The 21,285-nt window shown below is 73.9% G+C and carries 22 protein-coding genes and 1 pseudogene; 16 read left to right on the top strand and 7 right to left on the bottom strand.

Annotated features, from left to right (window positions below):
- The first annotated feature begins 29 nt into the window (after positions 1–29).
- A complete protein-coding gene (gene recD2 / locus Drose_RS22570; RefSeq protein WP_260723287.1) occupies positions 30–2,297 on the top strand; it encodes an SF1B family DNA helicase RecD2 in 2,268 nt (755 codons plus the stop codon).
- Here recD2 and Drose_RS22565 read toward each other — a convergent pair.
- Entirely contained in the window at positions 2,242–2,646 is a 405-nt protein-coding gene (locus Drose_RS22565) for an ATP-binding protein (protein ID WP_260723286.1), read from the bottom strand. The two genes, recD2 and Drose_RS22565, sit on opposite strands and share 56 nt — an antisense overlap.
- Before the next feature lie 99 nt (positions 2,647–2,745).
- Here Drose_RS22565 and Drose_RS22560 point away from each other — a divergent pair, with 99 nt between their 5' ends.
- The 11 genes from Drose_RS22560 (at position 2,746) to Drose_RS22510 (ending at position 10,050) form a co-directional block, all read left to right on the top strand.
- The gene (locus Drose_RS22560; protein WP_260723285.1) at positions 2,746–3,060 is read left to right on the top strand and encodes an STAS domain-containing protein; all 315 of its coding nucleotides are present in this window, start codon (positions 2,746–2,748) and stop codon (positions 3,058–3,060) included.
- A 45-nt stretch (positions 3,061–3,105) separates the two neighbouring features.
- Entirely contained in the window at positions 3,106–4,329 is a 1,224-nt protein-coding gene (locus Drose_RS22555; RefSeq protein WP_260723284.1) for a PP2C family protein-serine/threonine phosphatase, read from the top strand.
- A 448-nt stretch (positions 4,330–4,777) separates the two neighbouring features.
- A complete protein-coding gene (locus Drose_RS22550; RefSeq protein ID WP_260723283.1) occupies positions 4,778–5,500 on the top strand; it encodes a hypothetical protein in 723 nt (240 codons plus the stop codon).
- On the top strand, positions 5,497–6,702 hold the full coding sequence (locus tag Drose_RS22545) for an SRPBCC family protein (RefSeq protein ID WP_260723282.1): 1,206 nt from the start codon (positions 5,497–5,499) through the stop codon (positions 6,700–6,702). The genes Drose_RS22550 and Drose_RS22545 overlap by 4 nt, the downstream gene beginning before the upstream one ends.
- 4 nt (positions 6,703–6,706) lie before the next feature.
- Positions 6,707–7,117 carry a gas vesicle protein GvpJ gene (gene gvpJ, locus Drose_RS39365; protein WP_260723281.1) on the top strand — a complete coding sequence of 137 codons (411 nt, stop codon included), beginning with the start codon at positions 6,707–6,709 and terminating at the stop codon, positions 7,115–7,117.
- Between the two features lies 1 nt (position 7,118).
- Complete coding sequence (locus Drose_RS22535) at positions 7,119–7,871, top strand: GvpL/GvpF family gas vesicle protein (RefSeq protein ID WP_260723280.1); 753 nt, start codon at positions 7,119–7,121, stop codon at positions 7,869–7,871.
- A gap of 95 nt (positions 7,872–7,966) precedes the next feature.
- On the top strand, positions 7,967–8,335 hold the full coding sequence (gene gvpO, locus Drose_RS22530) for a gas vesicle protein (protein ID WP_260723279.1): 369 nt from the start codon (positions 7,967–7,969) through the stop codon (positions 8,333–8,335).
- A gap of 3 nt (positions 8,336–8,338) precedes the next feature.
- Positions 8,339–8,749: a gas vesicle protein gene (gene gvpJ / locus Drose_RS22525; protein ID WP_260723278.1), complete on the top strand. Its 411-nt coding sequence runs from the start codon at positions 8,339–8,341 to the stop codon at positions 8,747–8,749.
- Entirely contained in the window at positions 8,746–9,504 is a 759-nt protein-coding gene (locus tag Drose_RS22520) for a GvpL/GvpF family gas vesicle protein (protein ID WP_260723277.1), read from the top strand. Before gvpJ (Drose_RS22525) ends, Drose_RS22520 begins: the two co-directional genes overlap by 4 nt.
- Entirely contained in the window at positions 9,501–9,782 is a 282-nt protein-coding gene (locus Drose_RS22515; RefSeq protein ID WP_260723276.1) for a gas vesicle protein, read from the top strand. Before Drose_RS22520 ends, Drose_RS22515 begins: the two co-directional genes overlap by 4 nt.
- Positions 9,769–10,050 carry a gas vesicle protein K gene (locus tag Drose_RS22510; RefSeq protein ID WP_260723275.1) on the top strand — a complete coding sequence of 94 codons (282 nt, stop codon included), beginning with the start codon at positions 9,769–9,771 and terminating at the stop codon, positions 10,048–10,050. Before Drose_RS22515 ends, Drose_RS22510 begins: the two co-directional genes overlap by 14 nt.
- Positions 10,051–10,168: 118 nt before the next feature.
- On the opposite strand, the gene Drose_RS22505 is transcribed toward Drose_RS22510, so the two are convergent.
- From Drose_RS22505 to Drose_RS22495, 3 genes are all read right to left on the bottom strand, one after another.
- Positions 10,169–12,043, bottom strand: coding sequence for a sensor histidine kinase (locus Drose_RS22505; protein ID WP_260729786.1), 1,875 nt, complete (start codon positions 12,041–12,043; stop codon positions 10,169–10,171).
- A complete protein-coding gene (locus Drose_RS22500) occupies positions 12,043–12,258 on the bottom strand; it encodes a hypothetical protein (protein WP_260723274.1) in 216 nt (71 codons plus the stop codon). The genes Drose_RS22505 and Drose_RS22500 overlap by 1 nt, the downstream gene beginning before the upstream one ends.
- Positions 12,259–12,479: 221 nt before the next feature.
- Positions 12,480–13,244: an alpha/beta fold hydrolase gene (locus tag Drose_RS22495; protein ID WP_260723273.1), complete on the bottom strand. Its 765-nt coding sequence runs from the start codon at positions 13,242–13,244 to the stop codon at positions 12,480–12,482.
- Positions 13,245–13,588: 344 nt separating this feature from the next.
- Between Drose_RS22495 and Drose_RS22490 the strand changes: the two genes are divergently transcribed.
- Positions 13,589–14,458, top strand: a complete 870-nt coding sequence (locus Drose_RS22490) for an NAD-dependent epimerase/dehydratase family protein (protein WP_260723272.1) — start codon at positions 13,589–13,591, stop codon at positions 14,456–14,458.
- A 39-nt stretch (positions 14,459–14,497) separates the two neighbouring features.
- Here the strand turns inward: Drose_RS22490 and Drose_RS22485 are convergent, their stop codons facing one another.
- The gene (locus tag Drose_RS22485; RefSeq protein ID WP_260723271.1) at positions 14,498–14,680 is read right to left on the bottom strand and encodes a hypothetical protein; all 183 of its coding nucleotides are present in this window, start codon (positions 14,678–14,680) and stop codon (positions 14,498–14,500) included.
- 95 nt (positions 14,681–14,775) lie between these two features.
- Here Drose_RS22485 and Drose_RS22480 point away from each other — a divergent pair, with 95 nt between their 5' ends.
- Entirely contained in the window at positions 14,776–18,123 is a 3,348-nt protein-coding gene (locus Drose_RS22480) for a BTAD domain-containing putative transcriptional regulator (protein WP_260729785.1), read from the top strand.
- 611 nt (positions 18,124–18,734) lie between these two features.
- On the opposite strand, the pseudogene Drose_RS22475 reads toward Drose_RS22480, so the two are convergent.
- Positions 18,735–18,836: pseudogene (locus tag Drose_RS22475) on the bottom strand (hypothetical protein); the annotation flags it as partial.
- Positions 18,833–19,411: an RNA polymerase sigma factor ShbA gene (gene shbA / locus Drose_RS22470; protein WP_260723270.1), complete on the bottom strand. Its 579-nt coding sequence runs from the start codon at positions 19,409–19,411 to the stop codon at positions 18,833–18,835. The pseudogene Drose_RS22475 and the gene shbA, both read right to left, overlap by 4 nt.
- A 162-nt stretch (positions 19,412–19,573) precedes the next feature.
- Between shbA and Drose_RS22465 the strand changes: the two genes are divergently transcribed.
- Together Drose_RS22465 and Drose_RS22460 are read left to right on the top strand one after the other, a co-directional pair.
- Positions 19,574–20,527 carry an ABC transporter ATP-binding protein gene (locus tag Drose_RS22465; RefSeq protein WP_313899925.1) on the top strand — a complete coding sequence of 318 codons (954 nt, stop codon included), beginning with the start codon at positions 19,574–19,576 and terminating at the stop codon, positions 20,525–20,527.
- Complete coding sequence (locus Drose_RS22460) at positions 20,524–21,285, top strand: MlaE family ABC transporter permease (protein WP_260723269.1); 762 nt, start codon at positions 20,524–20,526, stop codon at positions 21,283–21,285. The genes Drose_RS22465 and Drose_RS22460 overlap by 4 nt, the downstream gene beginning before the upstream one ends.

Raw genomic sequence — 21,285 nt, 5'->3', positions numbered from 1 at the left:
AGGTCGCCGGCGCATGCCACCATTCGACGGTGGACACGACACCGCCGGAGCGCTCCGGCGCGACCCTCGACGCGGTGCTGGAGCGGATCACCTACGTCAACGAGGAGACCGGATACACGATCGCGCGGGTCGCGATCGAACGCTCGGGTTCCGACCTGCTCACCGTCGTCGGTTCGCTGCTCGGTGTCCAGCCCGGGGAGAGTCTGCGGCTGGTCGGGCGCTGGGGCAACCATCCGCGGTACGGCCGGCAGTTCGAGGTCCACTCCTTCACCACGGTCCTGCCCGCGACCGTCCAGGGCATCGAGCGGTACCTCGGATCCGGCCTCATCAAGGGCATCGGCCCCCGGATGGCGGCCCGCATCACCGGGCACTTCGGCGCCGACACGCTGCGGGTCGTGGAGGAGGAGCCGGAGCGCCTCGTCGAGGTGCCGGGCCTGGGCCCGAAACGCACCGCCATGATTGGCGCGGCCTGGCAGGAGCAACGCGCCATCAAGGAGGTCATGGTCTTCCTCCAGGGTGTCGGCGTGTCCACGTCGCTGGCGGTGCGCATCTACAAGCAGTACGGCGACGCGTCGATCTCGGTCGTGCGCAACGAGCCCTACCGGCTGGCCGGCGACGTCTGGGGCATCGGCTTCCGCACGGCCGACGCGATCGCGCAGGCGGTCGGCATCCCGCACGACAGCCCGCAGCGCGTCCAGGCCGGCATCCAGTACACGCTGTCGGAGGCGGCCGACGGCGGCCACTGCTTCCTGCCGGAGCCGAACCTGGTCGCCGACGCGGCCGAGATCCTCGGCGTGCCGGTCGAGCTCGTCCGTCCCGGGCTGGACGCGCTGGCCGCCGCCGAGGGCGTCGTCCGGGAGGCGGTGCCGAACCCCGGCAACCCCGACAGCACCATCCCCGCGGTCTACCTGGTGCCGTTCCACCGCGCCGAGACGTCGCTGGCCGGCGGCCTGGTACGGCTGCTGGGCGCCCCCGCGGACCGGCTGTCGGCCTTCGACGGCGTGGACTGGGTCAAGGCCCTGGCGTGGCTACGCGGCCGCACCGGCGCCGACCTGGCGGCGGAGCAGGAGGAGGCGGTACGGACGGCGCTCACCTCGAAGGTGGCCGTGCTCACCGGCGGTCCCGGCTGCGGCAAGTCGTTCACCGTCCGGTCGATCGTCACCCTGGCCGCGGCGAAACGCGCGAAGATCCTGCTGGCGGCGCCTACCGGCCGGGCCGCGAAACGCCTCACTGAGCTGACCGGGCATCCCGCGACCACCGTCCACCGGCTGCTGCAGTTGCGGCCCGGCGGCGACGCGTCGTACGACCGCGACAACCCGCTCGACGCTGACCTGGTGGTCGTCGACGAGTCGTCGATGCTCGACCTGCTGTTGGCGAACAAGCTGGTCAAGGCTGTGCCGCCGGGTGCTCACCTGCTGCTGGTCGGCGACGTCGACCAGCTACCGTCGGTCGGCGCGGGTGAGGTGCTGCGGGACCTGCTGGCGGCCGAGACGATCCCGCGGGTCCGGCTGACCAGGATCTTCCGGCAGGCCGGGGAGTCCGGCGTGGTGGTCAACGCCCACCGGATCAACGCCGGTCAGGCGCCCGTGTTCGGCGAGCACCCGGACTTCTTCTGGTTCGGCGCCGACGAGCCCGAGCCGGCCGCGGAGGTCGTGGTGGACCTGGTGGCCCGGCGCATCCCCCGCCGCTTCGGCGTCCGGCCCGCGGACATCCAGGTGCTGACCCCGATGCATCGCGGCCCGGCCGGCGCCGGCGGGCTCAACACCGTGCTCCAGGAGGCGCTCGCGCCGCACCGGGAGGGCGCGCCCGAACGGCGGCACGGCGCCCGGGTGTTCCGCCCCGGCGACAAGGTCATCCAGATCCGCAACAACTACGAGAAGGGCACGGCGGGTGTGTTCAACGGCACCGTCGGCGTCGTCACCGACCTGTCCGTCGTCGACCGGAAGCTGACGGTCCGCACCGACGAGGACGAACTGCTCGACTACGACTTCGACGAGCTCGACGAGCTGCAGCACGCCTACGCGATCACCGTGCACCGCTCGCAGGGCAGCGAGTATCCGGCCGTCGTGGTCCCGCTCACGATGAGTGCCTACACGCTGCTCCAGCGCAACCTGCTCTACACGGCGGTGACCCGCGCCAAGCGCCTCGTCGTGCTGGTCGGCAACCGCAAGGCCCTCGCCATCGCGGTGCGGGCCACCGGCTCCGGCCGCCGCCACACGGCGCTCACCCACCGCCTGCGCACTACGCCGTGGAGCGCAGGCGGATCATCGCGCCGGTCGGCTGCGGGTGGAACGTGAGCTCGTCACACAGGCGGCTGGCCAGCCACAGGCCGCGGCCGTTGGGCTGATCGACGGGTGGCGCGTGGATCGGCACACGAGTGCCGGTGATGCCGCTGCCGGTGTCGCGCACCTCGACCGTGACCGTGGGGCCCTGCCGGACGATCGTCACCGTCGCGGCGCCGCCGCCGTGCTCGATCGCGTTGATGACGATCTCGTTCACGGCGACGGTGAACAGGTCGGCGCGGTCCGGCGGGAAGCCGGCCCGGTGCGCGGCATCGGTCACCGAGCGGCGTATGCTGGCCACGCCTTCCGCGGCGACGGGTGGCATGGTGATGGTGACCGGCGGCACGTCCGACTGGTTTGCCAAGGTCACACATCCATGAGGTGGTCCGGTGTGGGCGATTCCGTCGCCCGCCCCACACTATAAGAGTCACACGCGCCCGGTCGTCTTGCAGTTGGAGGTGTCATGACCTTTTCCGTGGCCGGCCACAGCGGCAATGACGTGCTCACGCTGCACGTGGCCGGCGACCTGGACCTGGCCACCGCCGATGAGCTGGGCCGGGAGATCGCCACCGCCACCGGTGGCGGGGCGGGGGAGGTTGTCGTCGATCTGGCGGGTGTTCGGTTCATCGACTCCGCCGGCATCAACGTGCTGCTCAAGGGCCGCCGGCTGGCCGACGAGCGGCACCTGCGATACCGCGTCACCAACGCCACCGGCCTCGTCCGCCACGTGCTCGAGCTGGGCGGTGTCTGGACGCACCTGACGGAGCCGGCCCGGTGAGGAACCGGCGGCGATAGCCGGATGCGGCAGACGGGGGATGCGGCGATGATGCCCGACGTGGGCCGGGCGGACAGTGCCGAGAAGCTGCGCAGGTTACAGGCGGTCACTGACGCGGCACTGTCGCGGCTCGGCCTCGAGGACCTTCTCGACGAGCTGCTCGAGCGCACCCGCGACCTGCTGCGCGCCGACACCGCCGCGGTGATGCTGCTCGACCCGAGCGGCACCGAGCTGGTCGCCACCGCCGCCAGCGGCCTGGAGCGCGAGGTGCACCAGGGGCTGCGCGTTCCGGTCGGGCACGGGTTCTCCGGCACCGTCGCCGCGCGGGCCGAGCCGATCGCGATCGAGCACGTCGACCACACCAACGTCGTCAGCCCGGTCCTGCTCAGCGAGCATGTCCAGTCCGTGCTCGGGGTGCCGATGCTCAGCCGCGACCGGGTCATCGGGGTCCTGCACGTGGGCACGCTGACGCCGCGGCGGTTCACGCCCGACGACATCGAACTGTTGCGGCTCGTCGCCGACCGCGCGAGCCTGGCCACGCAGGCGCGCCTGTCCCGGCTCGACCGGGCCGCCGCGCTGGCGCTACAGCGCAGCCTCCTCCCGGCACGGCCGCAGGCGATCGGGGGGCTCGACGTCGCGGTGCGGTACGTTCCCGGTGCCGAGGTGGGCGTCGGCGGCGACTGGTATGACCTGTTCGACCTGCCGTCGGGACACGTCGGCATCGTCATCGGTGACGTGGCCGGCAACGGCCTGCACGCCGCGGTCGTCATGGGGCGCATCCGCAGCGCGCTCCGGGCCTATGCGATGGAGACCGCCGACCCCGCCGACGTCCTGACCCGCCTCGACCGCAAGGTCCAGCGGTTCGAGCCGGACGCCATGGCCACCGTCATCTACGCGGTGATCGACGCCGACCTCGGCGCGATGACGCTGTCGAACGCCGGCCACCTGCCGCCGGTCGTCGTCGCCCCGGACCGCCCCTGCCGACTGGCGCGGATCCCGCCCGACCTGCCGCTGGGCGCCTACGCCGGGGCGCCGCGCCGCAACACCCGGCTGCCCCTGGAGCCCGGCACCGGCCTGTTCCTCTACACCGACGGGCTGGTCGAGCGGCGGGGCCGGAAGATCGACTCGGGCCTGACGATGCTGACGGCGGCGCTCACCATCGGGTCCGCCGACACGATGTGTGCCGATGTGATGGCGGCGATGTTGTACGACCGTGCGCCGACCGACGACGTCGCCGTGCTCGCGGTGCGCCGGGTCGAACCGCCCGGCTGACGCCGGACGGTCGCTGCGGCCGGGTGTCCACAACACGCCCGCAGGGCCGAAGGCGGCCGATCGGTGTATCGGCCGCCTTCGACCCCTCCCCCCAACGGTCTCGTCGCCCCCCAGCCACAAGACGAGGACTTCCAGGTGTCCATGTGACAGGGACGCCAAACATCCTGTGACGCCGATGTGGCGTACGCCACATCGGCGATCATCGAACCGTGCGGACGAAGGCCGCGGGAGCGTGGTCCGCATGGACAGCCGCCCGTCGTCGGCGCTGACCGGGCCCTGAACCGCCCACGCGCCTTACGACTGTCGGCCACCCCGGCCAACGGCCTGCTGCCGGACCGCCCGGAGGCGCCTACCCCGGAATCCGTGGAATGCGGCGGTACCGGTTTTGCGGTAGGCGGCCCGGGTAGGGCGCTACGGTCGCCACGATTCACGCCGCCGGGAGGTACGCATGAAACGGGGAACGCAGGTGACACTTGCGGTACTGACCGGGTACTTCCTCGGCCGGCGGCGGAAGCTGGCGACGGCCGTGCTGCTCGGCGCGGCCGCCGCCGCGGGACGCTACAGCGGCAACCCGGCGGAGCTCCTGTCGCGTGGCCGGTCGCTCATCGGCGGATCGTCCACCGTCGGCGAGCTCAGCGGCCTCGCCAAGCCGCTCGTCAGGGCCGGGAAGGCCGCCGCGCGGACCGCCGTGACCGATCGCATCGAGTCGGTGAGCGACCGGCTCCGCGACCGCAGCGAGGCGCTCCGATCGGCCACCAGGCCGGGCCGGCTCCGCGGCGCGCGGGACACCGACCGCGAGGAGCGCGAAGAGCGCGAGGAACGCGAGGAACGCGAAGAGCGCGAGGAACGCGAGGAACGCGAAGAGCGCGAAGAGCGCGAGGAACGCGAAGAGCGCGAGGAACGCGAAGAGCGCGAAGAGCGCGGGCGGGCCTACGAACCGGACGAGGACCGGGGCGAGGAGGGCCGGCGCGAGCGGCGGTACCGGGATCGTGACGAGGACTTGGACGAGGATCGCGAGGAGGGCCGCTACGGGCGGCGACACGACGACGAGGATCGCGACGAGGACCGTGAGGACGCCGAGTCGCGACCGGTCGGCGCGGGGCGCGGCCGGTCGCGGGATGACGAGGCCGAGCCTCCGGTCCGCCGGCGCGGGTCTGCGGGGCGACGATGAGTTCGGTACCGCACAGCAGCGGCATCGGTGGGCGGATCTCCCGCCTGGTGGCCAAGGAGTTGGGCAACCTCGCCGGCGCGGTCGGCGAGCGGGCCGTGGAGTCCCTGCGTGGCAGGGTCGGCGGCCTCACCGATCGGCTGACCGACTTCGCCGAGCGCTCCGAGAGCCCGAAGCTGGTGGCTGCGGCCAAGGGCGCGGAGCAACTGGCCGGGGGCGGGTCCCCGACGAAGGCCGCCGCCAAGGGCGGGATCGCCGGCGGGCTGGCCAAGCTGAAGCAGGCGTTCGGCAAGGGGAAGAAGAGCAAGAAGCTCAAGCTGACGAACATCGTGGAGTTCGTCGACGTCGGTGTGCCGGTGCGGGTGGCGTACAACCAGTGGACGGAGTTCGAGGACATCCCGCGTTTCACGAAGAAGGTCGAGAAGGTCGAGCGGGAGAAGGAGCAGGAGAAGGTCAACTGGCGGGCGCAGATCTTCCTGTCGCACCGGGACTGGGAATCCCAGATCGTCGAGATGGTCCCGGATGAGCGGATCGTGTGGCGCTCGAAAGGGGCGAAGGGCTATCCGGACGGCGCTATTTCGTTCCATGCCCTCACGCCCACGCTGACCCGGGTGGTGCTGATCATCGAGTACCACCCCAAGGGCTTCTTCGAGCAGACCGGCAACCTCTGGCGCGCACAGGGCCGCCGGGCCCGGCTGGAGCTGAAGCACTTCGTGCGGCACTGCATGACGCAGGCGGTCCTGCACCCGGAGGAGCTGGAGGGCTGGCGCGGCGTGATCCACGACGGTGAAGTGGTGCTCGACCACGAGACGGCCGTGGAGCAGGAGCGGGAGCGCGAGGAAGCGGAGGAGCCGGGCGAGGGTCGCGAGCGCGAGGGTCGCGAGCGCGAGGAAGAGGAAGAGGAACGCGAGGAAGAGGAAGAGGAAGAAGAGGGGCGCGAGGAAGAGGAGCGCGGCGAGAGCCGGGAACGCCGTGAGCGGCGCGGGCGCCGCGAGGACGAGGAGGAGCGCGAACGCGGCAATGGTCGCTCCCGGCGGGAGGGTCGCCGGCACGGTGGCGACCGCGACCGGGACGACCGCGACCGGGACGACCACGAGCGGGATCGGCGGGACCGCGGGGGCCGGGACCGGCCCGAGTCCGGCAACGGCCGCGGGCGCCGTGACACCGGCGGTGAGGGGCCGGGCAGCCGGCCCAGAAACAGGTGATTCCATGTCTGTCGTAGCGGCCGGAGGCGGTGGCGGTCAGTCGTCGTCCCTCGCCGACGTCATCGACACGATCCTCGACAAGGGCATCGTCATCGACGCCCACGTGAGCGTCGCCCTGGTGGGCATCGAGATCCTCACCATCAACGCCCGGGTCGTCGTGGCGAGTGTCGACACGTACCTGCGGTTCGCCCAGGCCGTCAACCGGCTCGACCTGCGCGAGCACGAGGGCAAGGGACTGCCCGAGGTCGTCCAGGGCACCGCGCGGGGTGCCAAGGGCGCCATGGCGGGCGCGGCCGGCAAACGGGCGATCGAGGGCGCCGGGGAGCGGCTGATGGAGAAGGCGGGCGACGTCCTCGGCGAGATCATCAGCCCGCAGGAGCGCGAACGAGAATCCCGGGGCCGGAGGAAGGACTGAGATGGCGGGCACGGGCACCCTGATCTACGCGTTCGTCCCCGGCGACGTGGAGCCGACCGGGTCGGCCCAGGGCGTCGGCGATCCGCCCGCCGACGTCGACACCGTGACGTACGACGACGTGGCCGCGCTCGTCAGTGAGATACCACTCGATCGGCCGCTCGGCAGATCCGCTGATCTGCGGGCGTATCAACGGCTCCTGGACGGCACGGCGACCGTATCGCCGGTCCTGCCGGTCCGCTTCGGCACCGTGCTGACCGACCGTGACGCCGTCCGCGACCTGCTCACCGACCAGCGCGACCGCATCGTGCCGATGCTCGGGCGGTTGGACGGGCGGATGCAGTACATGGTGCACGGCCGCTACGTCGAGCCCACGATCCTCGAAGAGATCCTCGACGGTAGTCCCGAGGCGCGGCAATTGCGGGAGCAGTTGCGGGGTCAGCCCGAGGACGCCTTCGTCGACACCCGCATGCGGCTCGGCGAGATCATCAACACCTCGATCGAGGCGCTGCGCGACGCCGACATGCGGTTCGCCGTCGAACGCCTCAAGCCGGTGACCGAGGACATCGTCCTGCGCGAGCCGACCCACGAACTCGACGCGGTGAACCTCGCCGTGCTCGTGGACCGGCAACGCCACGACGAGTTCGACCACGCGCTGCGAGAGCTGGCCGGCACCTGGGACGGGCGGGTCACGCTGCGCCGGCTGGGTCCTTCGGCACCGTACGACTTCGTCCCGCAACTGGCTCCGGAGCAGTGACGGTGGGCCTGCCGACCGTGCTGCTCACCCGCCCGACCGCGGAAGAGAGATGTCTCACCAGCCATTCGACCGGCCGAGCCGGAAGGAGTCCGCAGATGCATCCAGACGGCCACGACCGCGAGCGGGCGCGCCGCCCGCGGCGGGACGAGTCGTACGACGAGGACCGGGAGGACCGGGAGGGCCGGGAGAGCCGGCGCTCGATCTCGGCCGCGTCCGCCGCGCGGATGGCGATCGAGGACGCCCGTGAGCTGACCGGCAAGGAACCGATCGGCGCCGTCTCGGTGGAGCCGGCGAACGGAGGCTGGACCATCGGCGTGGAGATGGTGGAGGAGCGCAGGGTCCCGTCGACGGCGGACATGCTCGGCCTGTACCTGGTGCAGCTCTCCGCCGGCGGCGAGCTGCTGTCCTGCCGCCGTGACCGCCGCTACCTGCGCGGTAGCACGGACGTCGCGAAGGCGAGCTGAGCCATGACACAACCGGTCCGCGCCCAGCCGGTCGCCCCCGCGGCCGGCGGGCACCAGCCGACGAACCTCGCCGACATCCTGGAGCGGGTGCTCGACCGGGGCCTGGTCATCGCCGGCGACATCCAGGTCAACCTGCTCGACATCGAGCTGCTGACCGTGAAGCTGCGGCTGCTCATCGCCTCCGTCGACACCGCGCGCCAGCTCGGCATCAACTGGTGGGAGAGCGATCCGTTCCTCACCGGCGGCGACCGCCGTGCGGTGGAGGAGCGCCGTGCGCCCGCCGTCCGAGGCGAACGCGCGGCCCGCCGTGAGCTGGAGGACCGCCGCGAGTACGAGGACCGCGAGTACGAGGACCGGCCCGCGCGGGAGCGCGACGACCGTCCGGCCCGGGTCCGCTCCCGGGAGGAGCGGTGACCGGTGTCTGGGTCCACGCTGTCGCCGGCGCGGCCGGCGCGTCGCCCGTGCACGGCGTCAACGACGCCGCCGTGCGCTGGGTGGATGCCGGCGGACTGTTCGCGGTCGTCAGCCCGGTCGACGTCGAGGACTACGAACCCGATCGGCTGGAGGAGCGCCTGTCCGACCTGGACTGGCTCGAACGCATCGCACACGAGCACCACCGGGTGGTGACGGCCGCCGCGGCCGCCGGCCCGGTCGTTCCGGCGGCGCTGGCGACGGTGTATCACGACGAGGCGCGCCTGGTGGACGACCTCACCCGGCACCGGGACGAGCTCACCGTGGCGCTGGAGCGGGTCGCGGGCCGTACCGAATGGGGCGTCAAGGCCTACGCCCGGTTCGACGCCCCCGTGGACGCACCCGCCGGTGGCGGTCCGGGCACGGCCTACCTCCACCGGCGGCGGACCGAACTGGCCACGCGGGAGCAGCGGTACGAGCAGGCCACCGAGGCCGCCGACGCGGTGCACGAGGAACTGTCCGCGCACGCGGTGCTGGCCCGGCAGCATCCGCCGCAGCATCCGCAACTGTCCGGTGCGCAGGACGTCACCGTGCTCAACGGCGCCTACCTGGTCGACGACGACCGGACCGCCGAGTTCGAGCGGGCCGTCGAGGCGTTGGGGGCGCGGGAGACGACGCTGCGGCTGGAGCTCACCGGCCCGTGGCCGCCGTATTCGTTCGCGGCCGCACCGGCGCTCGGGGCCGGTGTCGCGTCATGAAGCGGGAGGTCGCACTGGTGGACCTGCTCGACCGGGTCCTGGCCGGCGGTGTCGTGGTGACGGGTGACATCACGCTCGCGATCGCCGACGTCGACCTGGTGCGGATCTCGCTGCGGGCCGTGGTGACGTCGGTGCACACGGGCATGTCGCTGGAGCCCGTCGGGCGCTCTCGACCCGCGGCGTTGCCGGCACCGGTCGCGTCGCCGGTGCCTGGCGTGTCGCCGGTGCCTGGCGCGCCGCCGCTGCGTGGCGAGGAGCGTGCTGGTGCGCGAGCATGAGCGGCTCCGCCTCGATCGCGACACGGTCGAACAGGACTTCGCGACCCTCGTGCTGACCGTGGTCGAGCTGCTGCGCCAGCTCGTAGAGCGCCAGGCGGTGCGCCGCGTCGACGAGGGCGACCTTACCGACGAGCAGGTCGAGCGGATCGGCCTGACGCTGATGGCGCTGGACGACCGGATGGGTGAGCTGCTGGAGCACTTCCAGATCCGCCGGGAGGATTTGAACATCGACCTCGGCCCGCTCGGTCCGCTGCTGCCCCGCGACTGACCGCGCCCAGCAGGCCGCGGACGGGCCCGACCGGCAACATGGCCTGCTGGACCCAGGACCGGCTGCCTGGCCGCGCGGCCGCCGCGGTTCCTGTTCGGCGGACCGCCTCCCCGGTGGGTCAGCAGTTCGGCGGCCGGGCACAGCCGACGTCGACCGGCAACGTGGCCACCAGCGTCGTGCCGTAGCCCGCCGGACTGATGAGCCGCAGTTGCCCGCCGAGTGCCTCGACGCGGTCGGTGAGGCCGACGAGCCCAGATCCGAGGCCGGGATCGGCGCCCCCGACGCCGTCGTCGCGGATCGAGACCGTCAGGTACTCGTGCCCGGAGCCGTCCTCGGCGATGGCGATGTCGACGTAGACCTCGTCGGACTGCGCGTGTTTGGCGGCGTTGGTGAGGGCCTCGGACACGACGTAGTACGCGGCCACCTCGACGCAGCTCGGCAGCCGTCGCTTCGGACCGGGGTTCATCCTGACGGGGATCGGGCAGCGGCGGGCCAGAGCCTTCAGAGCGGGGCCGAGGCCGCCCTGGGAGAGGATCGCCGGATGGAGGCCGCGGGTGATCTCCTGGAGGTCCTGGAACGCCGCCGAGAGCCCTGCGGTCGTCTGCGACAGCCGGGTCCGCAACTCGTCGTGGTCGGCGGGCACCATGGCCTCCGCGGCGCGCAGCTCCAGGCCGAGCGACACGAGCCGCTGCTGCAGCCCGTCGTGCAGGTCGCGCTCGAAGGAGCGGCGCGCCTCGTCCGCGGCGAAGACGATCCGGGCGCGCGACGCCTTCAGCTCCGCCCGGCTCTCGGTGTTCGCGACGGCGGTGGCGACGAGCTCGGTGAACTGTGCCAGGCGGCTCTCGGCGTCCGAGGGTGGCGGCAGGTGGCGCGACCAGAGAACGACCAGCGCGCCCCACACCCGGCCCTCGACCACGATCGGCGCGCCGACCGAGGCGTGGAAGCCCTCGTGGCGGGCCAGGTCGGCCAGCGCGCCGGCGCGTACCTCGTAGCTGTCCACGCGGGCGGGCCGGCCGGTGTTCAGGACCAGTTCCGTGGTGCCGCCGGAGACCTTGAGCCGCTTGCCGAGCAACGGTTCCAGCCCCGGTTTGCCATACTCGGCGAGGACGGTGACGGTGCCCGGGGCCTCGGCGCGCATCAGCCGGGTGGCGTCCGCGTCGAGCAGCCCTGCCGTCTCGGCGGCGACCGCGGCGACGACGTCGGACGGCGGAGCACCCTGCGCGACGAGCACGGCCACGCGGCGCAACACCTGCTGCTCGGTGGCGAGTGCGCGCAGCTCGTCGCGGCTGGCCCGCAGCGAGTCGCTCATCTCCTCGCGGTCGCTCGCGGCGCGCAGCACCATCGCGAGCGCCGGCACCACCCGGTCCTCCAGGCGGCGCACCATCGGCTCCGGCAGGCCGGCGGGGACGACGAGGGTGCCCACCCTGGCGTGGTAGCGCAGCGGGAACGTCACCCGGCCCTCGCCGGCGGCCACCTCGCCGAGGTGCAGGTCGGCGAACGGCAGGTCCAGGGCGCGCGAGAGGCGGTGGGACGCCGCGGGCAGTACCGACGACATGTCATCGGTACTGAGCATGAGACGGGTCAGCCCGGTGAGGATCTGCGCCTCCCGGTGCCGCTCCAGCGCCTCGACCGCCCGGGACCTGGCCAGTTGCCCCACCGAGCTGGCGAGGACCGCCACGACGAGGAAGACGGCGAGCTCCGCCCAGTCGTGGCTGTTCCGGACGGTGAAGCGTCCGCCGGGCGCCACGGGGAAGAAGTTGAAGGCGAAGGCGCTGACGAAGGACATCACGACCGCCAGCCCCAGCCCCCAGGCCGTCGAGACGACCAGCACGCCGAGCAGGAAGATCATGGCCAGTGCCTCGCGTGGCACCAGCCGGGACAACGGGTAGACCAGCAGGGTCTCCACGGTCAGGAACAGCGCGCAGACCAGGACACCCACCACGAGCCGCGGCGGCGTGGGCCGTACGAGCCAGGCCCCCAGGCGTGCCAGCATCACGCGCCCGCTCCTGTCGCCTGCACCGGGCCGGGCCGGTCGTTCAGGAACCGCGCATGGCACGGCGCGCCGGGCAGCACCCATTCCGCGTCCGGGTGGATCGCGCGCAGGGCGAGCGGGGCCGGTACGACGAGCAGACGGTCACCGAGCGAGCTGGCACGCCGAACCGCGATCTTCGAGACATCCGCCAGCCGGCCCGGGGATTGCGCAGTCACGACGGCCACCGTCCGGCTTCCTCATCGCCGCCGCGCCGGTGGCTGGGTCGGATGCACAGTCACACGTTGACGCTACCCATGGTCGGACCGATCATGCACGGCGTCCCCGGCGGCCGCGTGCGTCACCCGCGCATCCTGGGTGATCGGGCGTCCCAGCTCGGTGGCGAACCCGCGCGCCGCGACACCGCCGCCGGGGAGACGCCGTCCGGCCGGCACCGGCCTCAGCCCTTGAAGAACTCCACCAGGGCGCCCGCCAGCACGTCGTCGGGCAGGCCGTGCCACTCGCCGGGCAGGCTGCGGGCCGTGCCCCGGGGAAGGGCCCGCGCCACCGTGGCCGCTCTGCCCTGGAGATCGTCGTCACTGTCCTCGCTGTCGATGACCAGCGTCGGCACGCCGACCGTCGCCAGCAGCGACGGTGACGTGGCCCGGCTGATCTCGGCGTCGTAGACCAGCGTGTGCGCGATCGCCGCGATGGTATGCGGCGCACCGGTGCCGCGCATGCCGGCGACGATCTCCTCGGGCACGCCGACGCCGGACATGAAGTGCTGCAGGGCGGCGATGCGGCGGCCCTCCGCGACCATCCCGCTGAGCGTGGCGATGAACGCGTCCTGCTCGGCTCGGTCCTGACCCGCGTCGATGGGCGGCTCGAGGACGGCGAGCCGGGGGATCGGCAGGCCCCGGGCGGCGGCGTGCAGCGCGAGCAGCGCGCCGGAGGAGAACCCGTAGAGCATCGCCGAGCCGCCGGCCGCGTCGATGAGCGCGGCGAGATCCTCGACCTCGCGCGCCACGTCGTAGGGCGGCGTGTCGGTGCTCTCACCCCGGCCGCGACGATCGTAGTGGTACACGGTGAAGTCGGCGGCGAGCAGCTCGATCAGCCGGCTGAAGGAGCTCAGCCCGCGAAAGCGTCCGGCGGCGTCGACCAGGATCAGCGCCGGTCCGCCGCCGACCCGATCGTAGGCGATCACCGTGCCGTCCGACGAGGTCACCGTTGCCATCCCGGGTCGCCGCCCTTCCGCGCGAATCTGAACTGTACGGTACAGCGGTTCGCCGACGAGGCCGTGCGGAGGTTTCGTCGCCGTGCCACCCGACCTCATGATCATGGGAAGGATCTGGCTATCGGGGCAGCCGCAGCTTTCCAGTGAAGCGTCATGGAGTCCAGGTCAGGCCGAGTGCGGGGCGCGGCCGTCCCCGCCCGGCGGCCCTGAGGATCACCCATGTCACGAAACCCGCCGGTGGAACCGGGAATAGCCTTGTCGGAGGCGCATTCCCGGAGCGGGGCGCGGCGTTCGTCACGGCGCGCGACCGGCCCGTGCGATCCTAGCCTCCGTCCATGAGAATCGTACTGACCGGCGGGACCGGGTACATCGGTTCCGCGCTGCTCGACCAGCTCGTCGCCGCAGGGCACACCGTCACCGCGCTGGTGCGCGGCGACGACGCCGCGGGGAAGGTTCGCAAGGCCGGCGCCGAGGCGGCCGTCGGGGATCTGTTCGACACCGGGTGGGTGGCCGAGCGGTTCGCGTCCGCCGATGGGGTGGTGCACACCGCGGCCACCGGCGACGCCCGGAACGCCGAGTTCGACCGCTCGGTGGTGCGGGCCGCGGCGCAGGCGCTCGCGGGCACCGGCAAGCCGTACGTGCACACGAGCGGCATCTGGATCTACGGCGACAACGCCGGCATCACCGAGGACTCGCCGTTCGTGCCGCCGGCCCTGACCGCCTGGCGCGGCGCGGTGGAGCGGTCGGTGCTCGACGCCGACCTGACGGCGACGATCGTGGCGCCCGGCGTCGTCTACGGTCACGGCGGCGGCATCCCCGGCGGCGTCCTGGCCGCGCAGCGGGACGAGGCCGGTCGGGTCCGGCTCGTCGGCGACGGCAGCCAGCACTGGGCCACGGTCCACGTCGAGGACGTCGCCGCGCTGTACGTCACCGTGGTCGAGCGGGGCGAGCGCCTGGGCTACCTGGTCGCCGCCTCGGGCGTGAACCCGACGGTCCGCGAGCTGGCCGAGGCCGCCGCCGGTGCCGCGGGCGTGGCGCCGGAGACCGCCGACGCCTCGCGTGAACGGCTCGGCGCGCTCTTCGCCGACGCGCTGCTGCTCGACCAGCAGACCGCGGCCGCGAAGGCCAAGGCCCTCGGCTGGACGCCGGTCCGGCCGGCCCTCGTCGAGGAGTTGCGCACCGGCAGCTATCCGCGGCTCTCGTAGCCGACGGCCGCGGGAGCGGCCCTGGCTGCTCGGTGGCCGTTACGGCCGGCCCGGCCGGGCGGCGAAGCGCTCGGCGAGCTTCGCCGGTGCGACCGCCAGCCACGGTCGCTCCCACGCGAACGCCTTGCCGCCGACCAGCCAGGTCCGGTTGCCGTAACGCGCGCCCTCGGTGACCTCGGGCAGCTCCGAGACCGGGGCTTCCACATCGTCCGGAGTCGCCATGACGTCACCGTGACGCCCCGCCGGTCCGGCGGCAGTACGCTGGGTGTATCGCTGCGCAGCCCGCTCTCCGGTTCGGCATCCTCGGGCCGTTGCTGGTGCTGCGCGACGGTGCCGCCGTCCCGGTCGGCGGGCCGAAGCCGCAGGCGCTGCTGACGTTGCTGCTGCTGCGCCCCAACCGGTTCGTGACCGCCGACTGGCTCGTCGACGCACTGTGGGACGGCACGCCGCCGGCGAGCGCCCACGTCACACTGCGCACCTACGTCGCCGGCCTGCGCCGTGCCCTGGAGCCCGGCCGCGGGCCGCGCGCCGAGGGCCGGGTCCTGGTCGGCCACAACGGCGGCTACGAGCTGCGCGTGCCGCCCGGCGCCGTGGACGCCGAGCGGTTCGCCGACCTGACCGAGGCGGCCGGGCGGGCACTCGCGGCGGGCGACCCGGTCGCGGCCGAGCGCGACTACACCGAGGCGCTGGCCCTGTGGCGCGGCGCCGCGGCGGTCGGTGACCTGACCGCCGCCCGGGCCGACGTCGCCCGGCTGACCGAGGCACGCCTCGCCGCCGAGGAAGGCCGGTTCACGGCGGCCGTCGCCGCCGGCCGGCACCGGGCCGTGCTGCCGCAGCTACGCCGGTTCGTCCTCGACCACCCGGCGCGGGAGGCCGCCTGCGAGCAGCTCATGCTCGCCCTCTACCGCTCCGGGCAACAGGCGGCGGCGCTGGCCGCGTACGACACCGTCCGCCGCTACCTGGCGGACGAGTTCGGCGTCGAGCCCGGCGCGCCACTGCGCGACCTGCACCGGCACGTCCTCGGCCACACCGTCGCACCGGCCGGCCCGGTCGCCCCGGTGGACCGCCGTCCGGCGCTCGTCGGTCGCGACGCCGAGCTGGCCCGGCTGGGGGCGCTGCTCGCGGCGGCCGGGCGGGACGGCGGGCGGGTGGTCACGGTCACCGGCGAGGCCGGCATCGGCAAGACCAGTCTCGCCGCTGCCGCCGCCGATCGGGCCGCCGCGGCCGGGATCCCGGTCGTCTGGGGCCGATGCCCCGACCTCGGTCAGGCGCCGCCGTTCTGGCTCTGGACGCAGGTCGTGCGGGGCCTCCTCGCGCTGCCCGGAGCGGCCGGCCACGACGCACCGGCGGCGCTGGCCGGCTTCGCGGTGGCAACACCGGGCGGCGGCGAGAGCGGCCGGGCCGGGTCCGCGCCCGGGCTGCCGGGCGGCGGCGAGGGCGGCCGGATCGGGTCCGCGCCCGGACTGCCCGGCGGCGCTGACGGCGTGCCCGACCCGGTCGCGCGGTTCCGCACCTACGAGGCCGTCGCCGATCTCGTGCGCGCCGCCGCGGCACCGGCCGGCCTGGTCGTGGTCCTGGACGACCTGCACGCCGCGGACGCGGACTCCCTCCTGCTGCTCCGTTTCCTGGCCACCGGCCTGCCGCGCGGCCGCACCCTGGTGATCGGGACGCTTCGGCCGTACGAACACGATCCCGCCGTCGTCGCCGCGCTCGCCGACCTGGCACGGGTCCCCGGCGCCGCGCGGCTGCACCTCACCGGCCTCGACGCCGCCTCCGTCGCCGACCTGGTCCGCCGCCGCACCGGCACACCGGCGGCCACCGGCCTGGCCGAGCGGCTGGCGGCGCGTACCGGCGGCAACCCGTTCTTCCTCACCGAACTGCTCGCCACGCCCGACCCGGCGGCCGAGGGCGACCCGCCACCGGGGGTGCGGGACGCGGTCCGGCTGCGGCTGCTCGCCCCCGACCCGGCCGTCCGGCACTGCCTGGACCTGCTCGCCGTGGCCGGGCGGGAACTCGACCTCCGCCTGCTCGCCACGGCGACCGGTGAAGGAGCCGCCGGCCCCGGTGATCTCGCTGAGTCGCTCGCCACGCCCGCGGCCGCCCACCTCGTCGCCGAGGCCGGTCCGGGCGCGGTCCGGTTCCGCCATCCACTGTTCGCCGAGGTCGCCTACGCGGAGCTGGCCCCGCCACGGCGGGCCGTGCTGCACGCCCGCCTCGCCGGCGCCGCCGCCGCGCTGCCGGACCGGGGCGGGCTCACCCCCGGCGAGCTGGCCCACCACTACGGACAGTCGATCGGGCTCGGCCATGGCGACGACTTCCTGCGCTGGACCCGGCGCGCCGCCGAGGACGCGACCCGGCGGCTCGCCTACGAGGACGCACTCGCCCACCTCGACCGGGCCGCCGCGCGCCTGTCGCCGGAGGCCGGAACCGTACCCGGCTCGGCCGCGGCCGAGCTGGACGTCCGGCTCCATCAGACGTCACTGCTCCAGATCACCGTCGGCGTCGGCAGCGACGCCGTCGCCCGGGTCGCCGCCCGGGCCCGCGCGCTGCTGCCGCTGGCCGGGGCCGACGCGGACCTCCACACCGCGCTGTGGACACTCGGCGAGGTGGCCTGCAACCGTGCCGAGTACCCGATCGGCGAGGACCTGGCGGGCCGGCTGGTCCGGGCGGCGCCGCACGCCGACGGGCTGGTGGCCGCCGCCGGACCGTACCTGCTGGGCGCGGCCGCCTACTTCACCGGCCGGCTCGACGAAGCGGAGCGGCAGTTGAGCGACGCCGCCGACCGGCTCGCCGGGGTCGCGCCGGACCTGCTGCGGCGGCAGGTCGGCCGGACGCCGACGCTCGCACCGTACAACTTCCGCGCCCTCGTCCGGTCGCTGCGCGGTGACGCGGCGGCGGCGCAGGCCGACCTCGATGCGGCGCGCGCCCTCGCCGAGCACTGCGACGACCCGTACGGCCGGGGCAACGCCGTCCTCTTCGCCGCCTGGACCGCTCTCCAGGAGCACGACGTCGACGCCGGCCGCGCGGCGGCCCGCCGGTGCCGCGAGATCGGCGCGCGGCAGCACATGCCGCACTTCGTGAGCACCGGCGACTTCCTCGCGGACTGGGCCGCGGCGCGCGGCGGTGACCGCCGCCGGCTCGCGCCGATGCGGGCCGCGGCCGACGGCCTCTACCGGCACGGGCTGCGCGCCACCCGTACGATCTCCGTCGCCGCGATGGCCGACGCGCATCTCGTGGCCGGTGACCCGCACACCGCCGCCGCGCTGGCGGACGAAGGGCTCGCCCTCGCCGCCGAGACGGGGGAGCGGGTGCTGGCGGCCGAGCTGCGCCGCGTGCGGGGCCTCGCCACGGGCGACGACGCGGACCTGCGCGCGGGCGCGGAGATCGCCGCCGCGCAGGGCGCCCGGCTCCTGCTGGAGCGGATCGCCGCCGGCGCCGGCCGTGGCGGTGCCGGCCTCAGCCTGCGCGGATGGGCGCCCCCGATCGGAGGAGCCGCGGGCGTGGCACGCTCGGCCGTTCCAGGACGTCAGCCGCCGAGACCGGGCAGTGGCAGCGACGGCAGGGGCAGCGACGGCAGGGGCAGCGGCGACGGCAGGCCGGGCACCGGCAGGGACGGCACGATCGTCGGCACGCCGGGAACGGGCAGGCCCGGGGCCGGCGACTGACCGCCGCCGGGGTTCTCGCCGCCCGTGCTGCCACCGCCCGGTCCGCCCGTGGTGGCGCCCGGCGCCGGGCTCGGTGCCGTGGTGGCCGGCGCGGCGTCGGTCGGGGACGGCCGCCCGGCCGGGGACGGCGCGGCGGGCAGCGACCGGCGGAGCTCCTCGATCCGGTCGAGCAGCCTCCGGCGCGCCGCCGGGTCGCCGACCTGCTGCGCGTAACCGGTGGCGGTGTCGAGCAGGCGCCGTGCCTCGTCGTAGTGCCCGGCCGCGACCGCGCCGGCCGCCTGCGCGATCGCGTGCTCGGCCGCGCGGGCGTCGACGACCTGCGGGTACAGCACCCGGGTGATCGGCCACAACGGACCGTCCGGGCCCGAACGGTGGGCGCCGAGGGCCAGGCCGCCGAGGATCAGCGCGGCGGCCGCAACCCCGGTGACGGCCCGGCGCAGGCCGGTGCCGCGCCGCCGGAGCGGCACGACGTCCGGCGCCACCACCTCGGGCGCCACCACCTCGGGCGTCTCTTCCTCGGACGGGACGACGGGGACGTCGCCGGCCGGCAGGTCGGCGTCGAGGTCGGCCCGCCAGGCGGCGAGCAGGCCGGCCAGATCGTCGCCGCCGGGTGCCGGCTCCCCCCGGCCGAGAGCGTCGAGCAGCGCGTCGTCGGCCCGCACCGTGGCCAGGTCGACGACGGGCTGCTCGCCCCGCTCCGGACCGCTACTCATGCCGCCACCCCGCCCAACGTCTCCCCCGCCAGGGTACGCAGGCGGGCCAGGGCCCGGGACTGGGCGACCCGGACGGACGGGGCCGACATGCCGACGATCACGCCCACCTCTTCGGCCGGTAGACCCACCGCGACCCGTAACAGGACGATCTCGCGCTGTTGCTCGGGGAGTTGGGCGAGCAGCCCGGACAGGCGCCGCGCCACGTCGGTGCGCACGGCCTGCTGCTCCGGGCCGGGCGCGGCGTCGGGGTGGTCGGCGAGGGTCTCGACCGGGGCGGTCCCCGCGTCCCGGACGGCGGCGCGCTGCGCGTCGGCGACCTTGTGCGCCGCGATGCCGAAGACGAAGGCGGTGAACGGCCGGCCCTGGTCACGATACCCGGGCAGGGCCCGCAACAGGGCAAGGCAGACCTCTTGGGCGACGTCGTCGGCGGTCGTGTAGGCGCCGCCGACACGGCCGAGGCGGGCCCGGCAGTATCGGACGATACCGGGACGGAGTTGGGTGAGCAGGGCGGCCGTGGCGTCCGGATCGGCCCGGAGGGCTCGATCCACGAGCTCTTGTTCGATCGCTGCCGTCATCGTGTGGGATGCGCACCTTCGTTACCGGGGGGTAACGGCACCGTAACCGCCGCCGCCGGTTTGCACCAGTCGAGCGGCGCACACGAAAAATTCTCCGCCGGGGTGTTACGCCCGGCGCCCGTCCCGCGATGTCTCCAGCAAGGGTTCGGGCAGGGAGGCCGGATGGGTGTCGAGGTGCGGGTCGAAGGGCTCACCAAGTCCTTCGGCGCACAGCCGGTGTGGTCCGACGTGTCGCTCACGCTGCCGGCGGGCGAGATATCGGTCCTGCTCGGGCCCTCCGGCACCGGCAAGTCGGTGTTCCTCAAGACGCTGGTCGGGCTGCTGCGGCCGGACCGGGGCGCGATCCGGATCGGCGACCACGACCTCACGCGCCTCAGCGAGCGGGAGTTGTACGAGGTGCGGAAGCTCTTCGGCGTGCTGTTCCAGGACGGCGCCCTGTTCGGCTCGATGAACATCTACGACAACGTCGCGTTTCCGCTGCGCGAGCACACCCGCAAGCCGGAGCGCGAGATCCGGGCGATCGTCGGTGCGAAGCTCGACATGGTCGGCCTGCTCGGCGCGGAGCGGAAGCTGCCCGGCGAGATCTCCGGCGGCATGCGCAAGCGCGCCGGCCTGGCCCGAGCGCTGGTGCTCGACCCGGAGATCGTGCTGTTCGACGAGCCCGACTCCGGTCTCGACCCGGTGCGCACCGCCTACCTCAACCAGCTCATCATCGACCTGAACCAGCAGATCGACGCGACGTTTCTCATCGTCACGCACGACATCAACACCGCCCGGACGGTCCCCGACAACATCGGGCTGATCTACCACGGCCACCTCGCGATGTTCGGGCCGCGGGAGATGCTGCTGTCGAGCACCGAGCCGGTCGTCCGGCAGTTCCTCAACGCGCAGCGGATCGGGCCGATCGGCATGGCGGAGGAGAAGGACGCCGACGAGCTGAAGGCCGAGGCCGAAGCCGGGGTCGAGCCGCCGCCGCTGCCGCCGATCCCGGTGCAGCTACAGCCGTCGGACGGCCGGCCCCGGCGCGCCGAACGCCCGCCCGGCCGGTGGTGCCGGGACAACCGGGTGACCCCGCCGCCCGGATCCTTCGACGGCGACCTGGGCAGGGTCCGATGACCGCGCCGCTGCGCCGGTCCGGGCTGTTCTTCGCGTTCTGCCTCGACGCGCTGCGCGGGCTGACCCGCCGGCCGTTCCAGGTGCGCGAGTTCCTCCAGCAGGCGTGGTTCGTGAGCTCGGTGTCGATCCTTCCGGCGGCGCTGGTCTCGGTGCCGTTCGGCGCGGTCATCGCGCTGCAGCTCGGGTCGCTGGTCCGCCAGCTCGGCGCGCAGTCGTTCACCGGTGCCGCGTCGGTGCTCGCCGTGGTCCGCGAGGCCGGCCCGATCGTCACCGCGCTCATCATCGCCGGCGCGGGCGGCTCGGCGATCTGCGCCGACCTCGGCGCCCGGAAGATCCGCGAGGAGCTCGACGCGATGGAGGTGCTGGGCATCGACCCGCTGCACCGGCTCGTCGCGCCGCGGGTCGCCGCCACGATGCTCGTCGCGGTCCTGCTCAACGGGCTCGTCAGCGTCGTCGGCGTGTCCGGCGGCTACTTCTTCAACGTCGTCATGCAGGGCGGCACGCCCGGCGCCTACCTGGCCAGCTTCCAAGCGCTCGGGCAGTTGCCGGACCTGGTCGTCGGGGAGATCAAGGCGCTCGTGTTCGGCGCCGTGGCGGCGCTCGTCGCGTCGTACAAGGGCATGAACGCCCGCGGCGGGCCGAAGGGCGTCGGTGACGCGGTCAACCACAGCGTCGTCATCACATTCATGTTGCTGTTCGCGCTGAACTTCGTCATCACCGCCGTGTACTTCCAGGTCGTCCCGCAGAAGGGGAGCTGA

This window comes from Dactylosporangium roseum, from assembly GCF_025264685.1.
Classification (GTDB): Bacteria; Actinomycetota; Actinomycetes; order Mycobacteriales; family Micromonosporaceae; genus Dactylosporangium; species Dactylosporangium roseum.
The sequence above is the reverse complement of the archived record's forward strand: the minus strand, read 5'-3'. Positions and strand labels throughout refer to the sequence as shown.

Coding starts and splice junctions, on each gene's coding strand:
- Drose_RS22505 (WP_260729786.1), bottom strand. CDS start 12,043: ATGCTGGCACGCCTGGGGGCCTGGCTCGTACGGCCCACGCCGCCGCGG.
- Drose_RS22515 (WP_260723276.1), top strand. CDS start 9,501: ATGAAGCGGGAGGTCGCACTGGTGGACCTGCTCGACCGGGTCCTGGCC.
- gvpJ (WP_260723278.1), top strand. CDS start 8,339: ATGACACAACCGGTCCGCGCCCAGCCGGTCGCCCCCGCGGCCGGCGGG.
- gvpJ (WP_260723281.1), top strand. CDS start 6,707: ATGTCTGTCGTAGCGGCCGGAGGCGGTGGCGGTCAGTCGTCGTCCCTC.
- Drose_RS22465 (WP_313899925.1), top strand. CDS start 19,574: ATGGGTGTCGAGGTGCGGGTCGAAGGGCTCACCAAGTCCTTCGGCGCA.
- gvpO (WP_260723279.1), top strand. CDS start 7,967: ATGCATCCAGACGGCCACGACCGCGAGCGGGCGCGCCGCCCGCGGCGG.
- Drose_RS22535 (WP_260723280.1), top strand. CDS start 7,119: ATGGCGGGCACGGGCACCCTGATCTACGCGTTCGTCCCCGGCGACGTG.
- shbA (WP_260723270.1), bottom strand. CDS start 19,411: ATGACGGCAGCGATCGAACAAGAGCTCGTGGATCGAGCCCTCCGGGCC.
- Drose_RS22555 (WP_260723284.1), top strand. CDS start 3,106: ATGATGCCCGACGTGGGCCGGGCGGACAGTGCCGAGAAGCTGCGCAGG.
- Drose_RS22560 (WP_260723285.1), top strand. CDS start 2,746: ATGACCTTTTCCGTGGCCGGCCACAGCGGCAATGACGTGCTCACGCTG.
- Drose_RS22490 (WP_260723272.1), top strand. CDS start 13,589: ATGAGAATCGTACTGACCGGCGGGACCGGGTACATCGGTTCCGCGCTG.
- Drose_RS22550 (WP_260723283.1), top strand. CDS start 4,778: ATGAAACGGGGAACGCAGGTGACACTTGCGGTACTGACCGGGTACTTC.
- Drose_RS22485 (WP_260723271.1), bottom strand. CDS start 14,680: ATGGCGACTCCGGACGATGTGGAAGCCCCGGTCTCGGAGCTGCCCGAG.
- Drose_RS22545 (WP_260723282.1), top strand. CDS start 5,497: ATGAGTTCGGTACCGCACAGCAGCGGCATCGGTGGGCGGATCTCCCGC.
- Drose_RS22460 (WP_260723269.1), top strand. CDS start 20,524: ATGACCGCGCCGCTGCGCCGGTCCGGGCTGTTCTTCGCGTTCTGCCTC.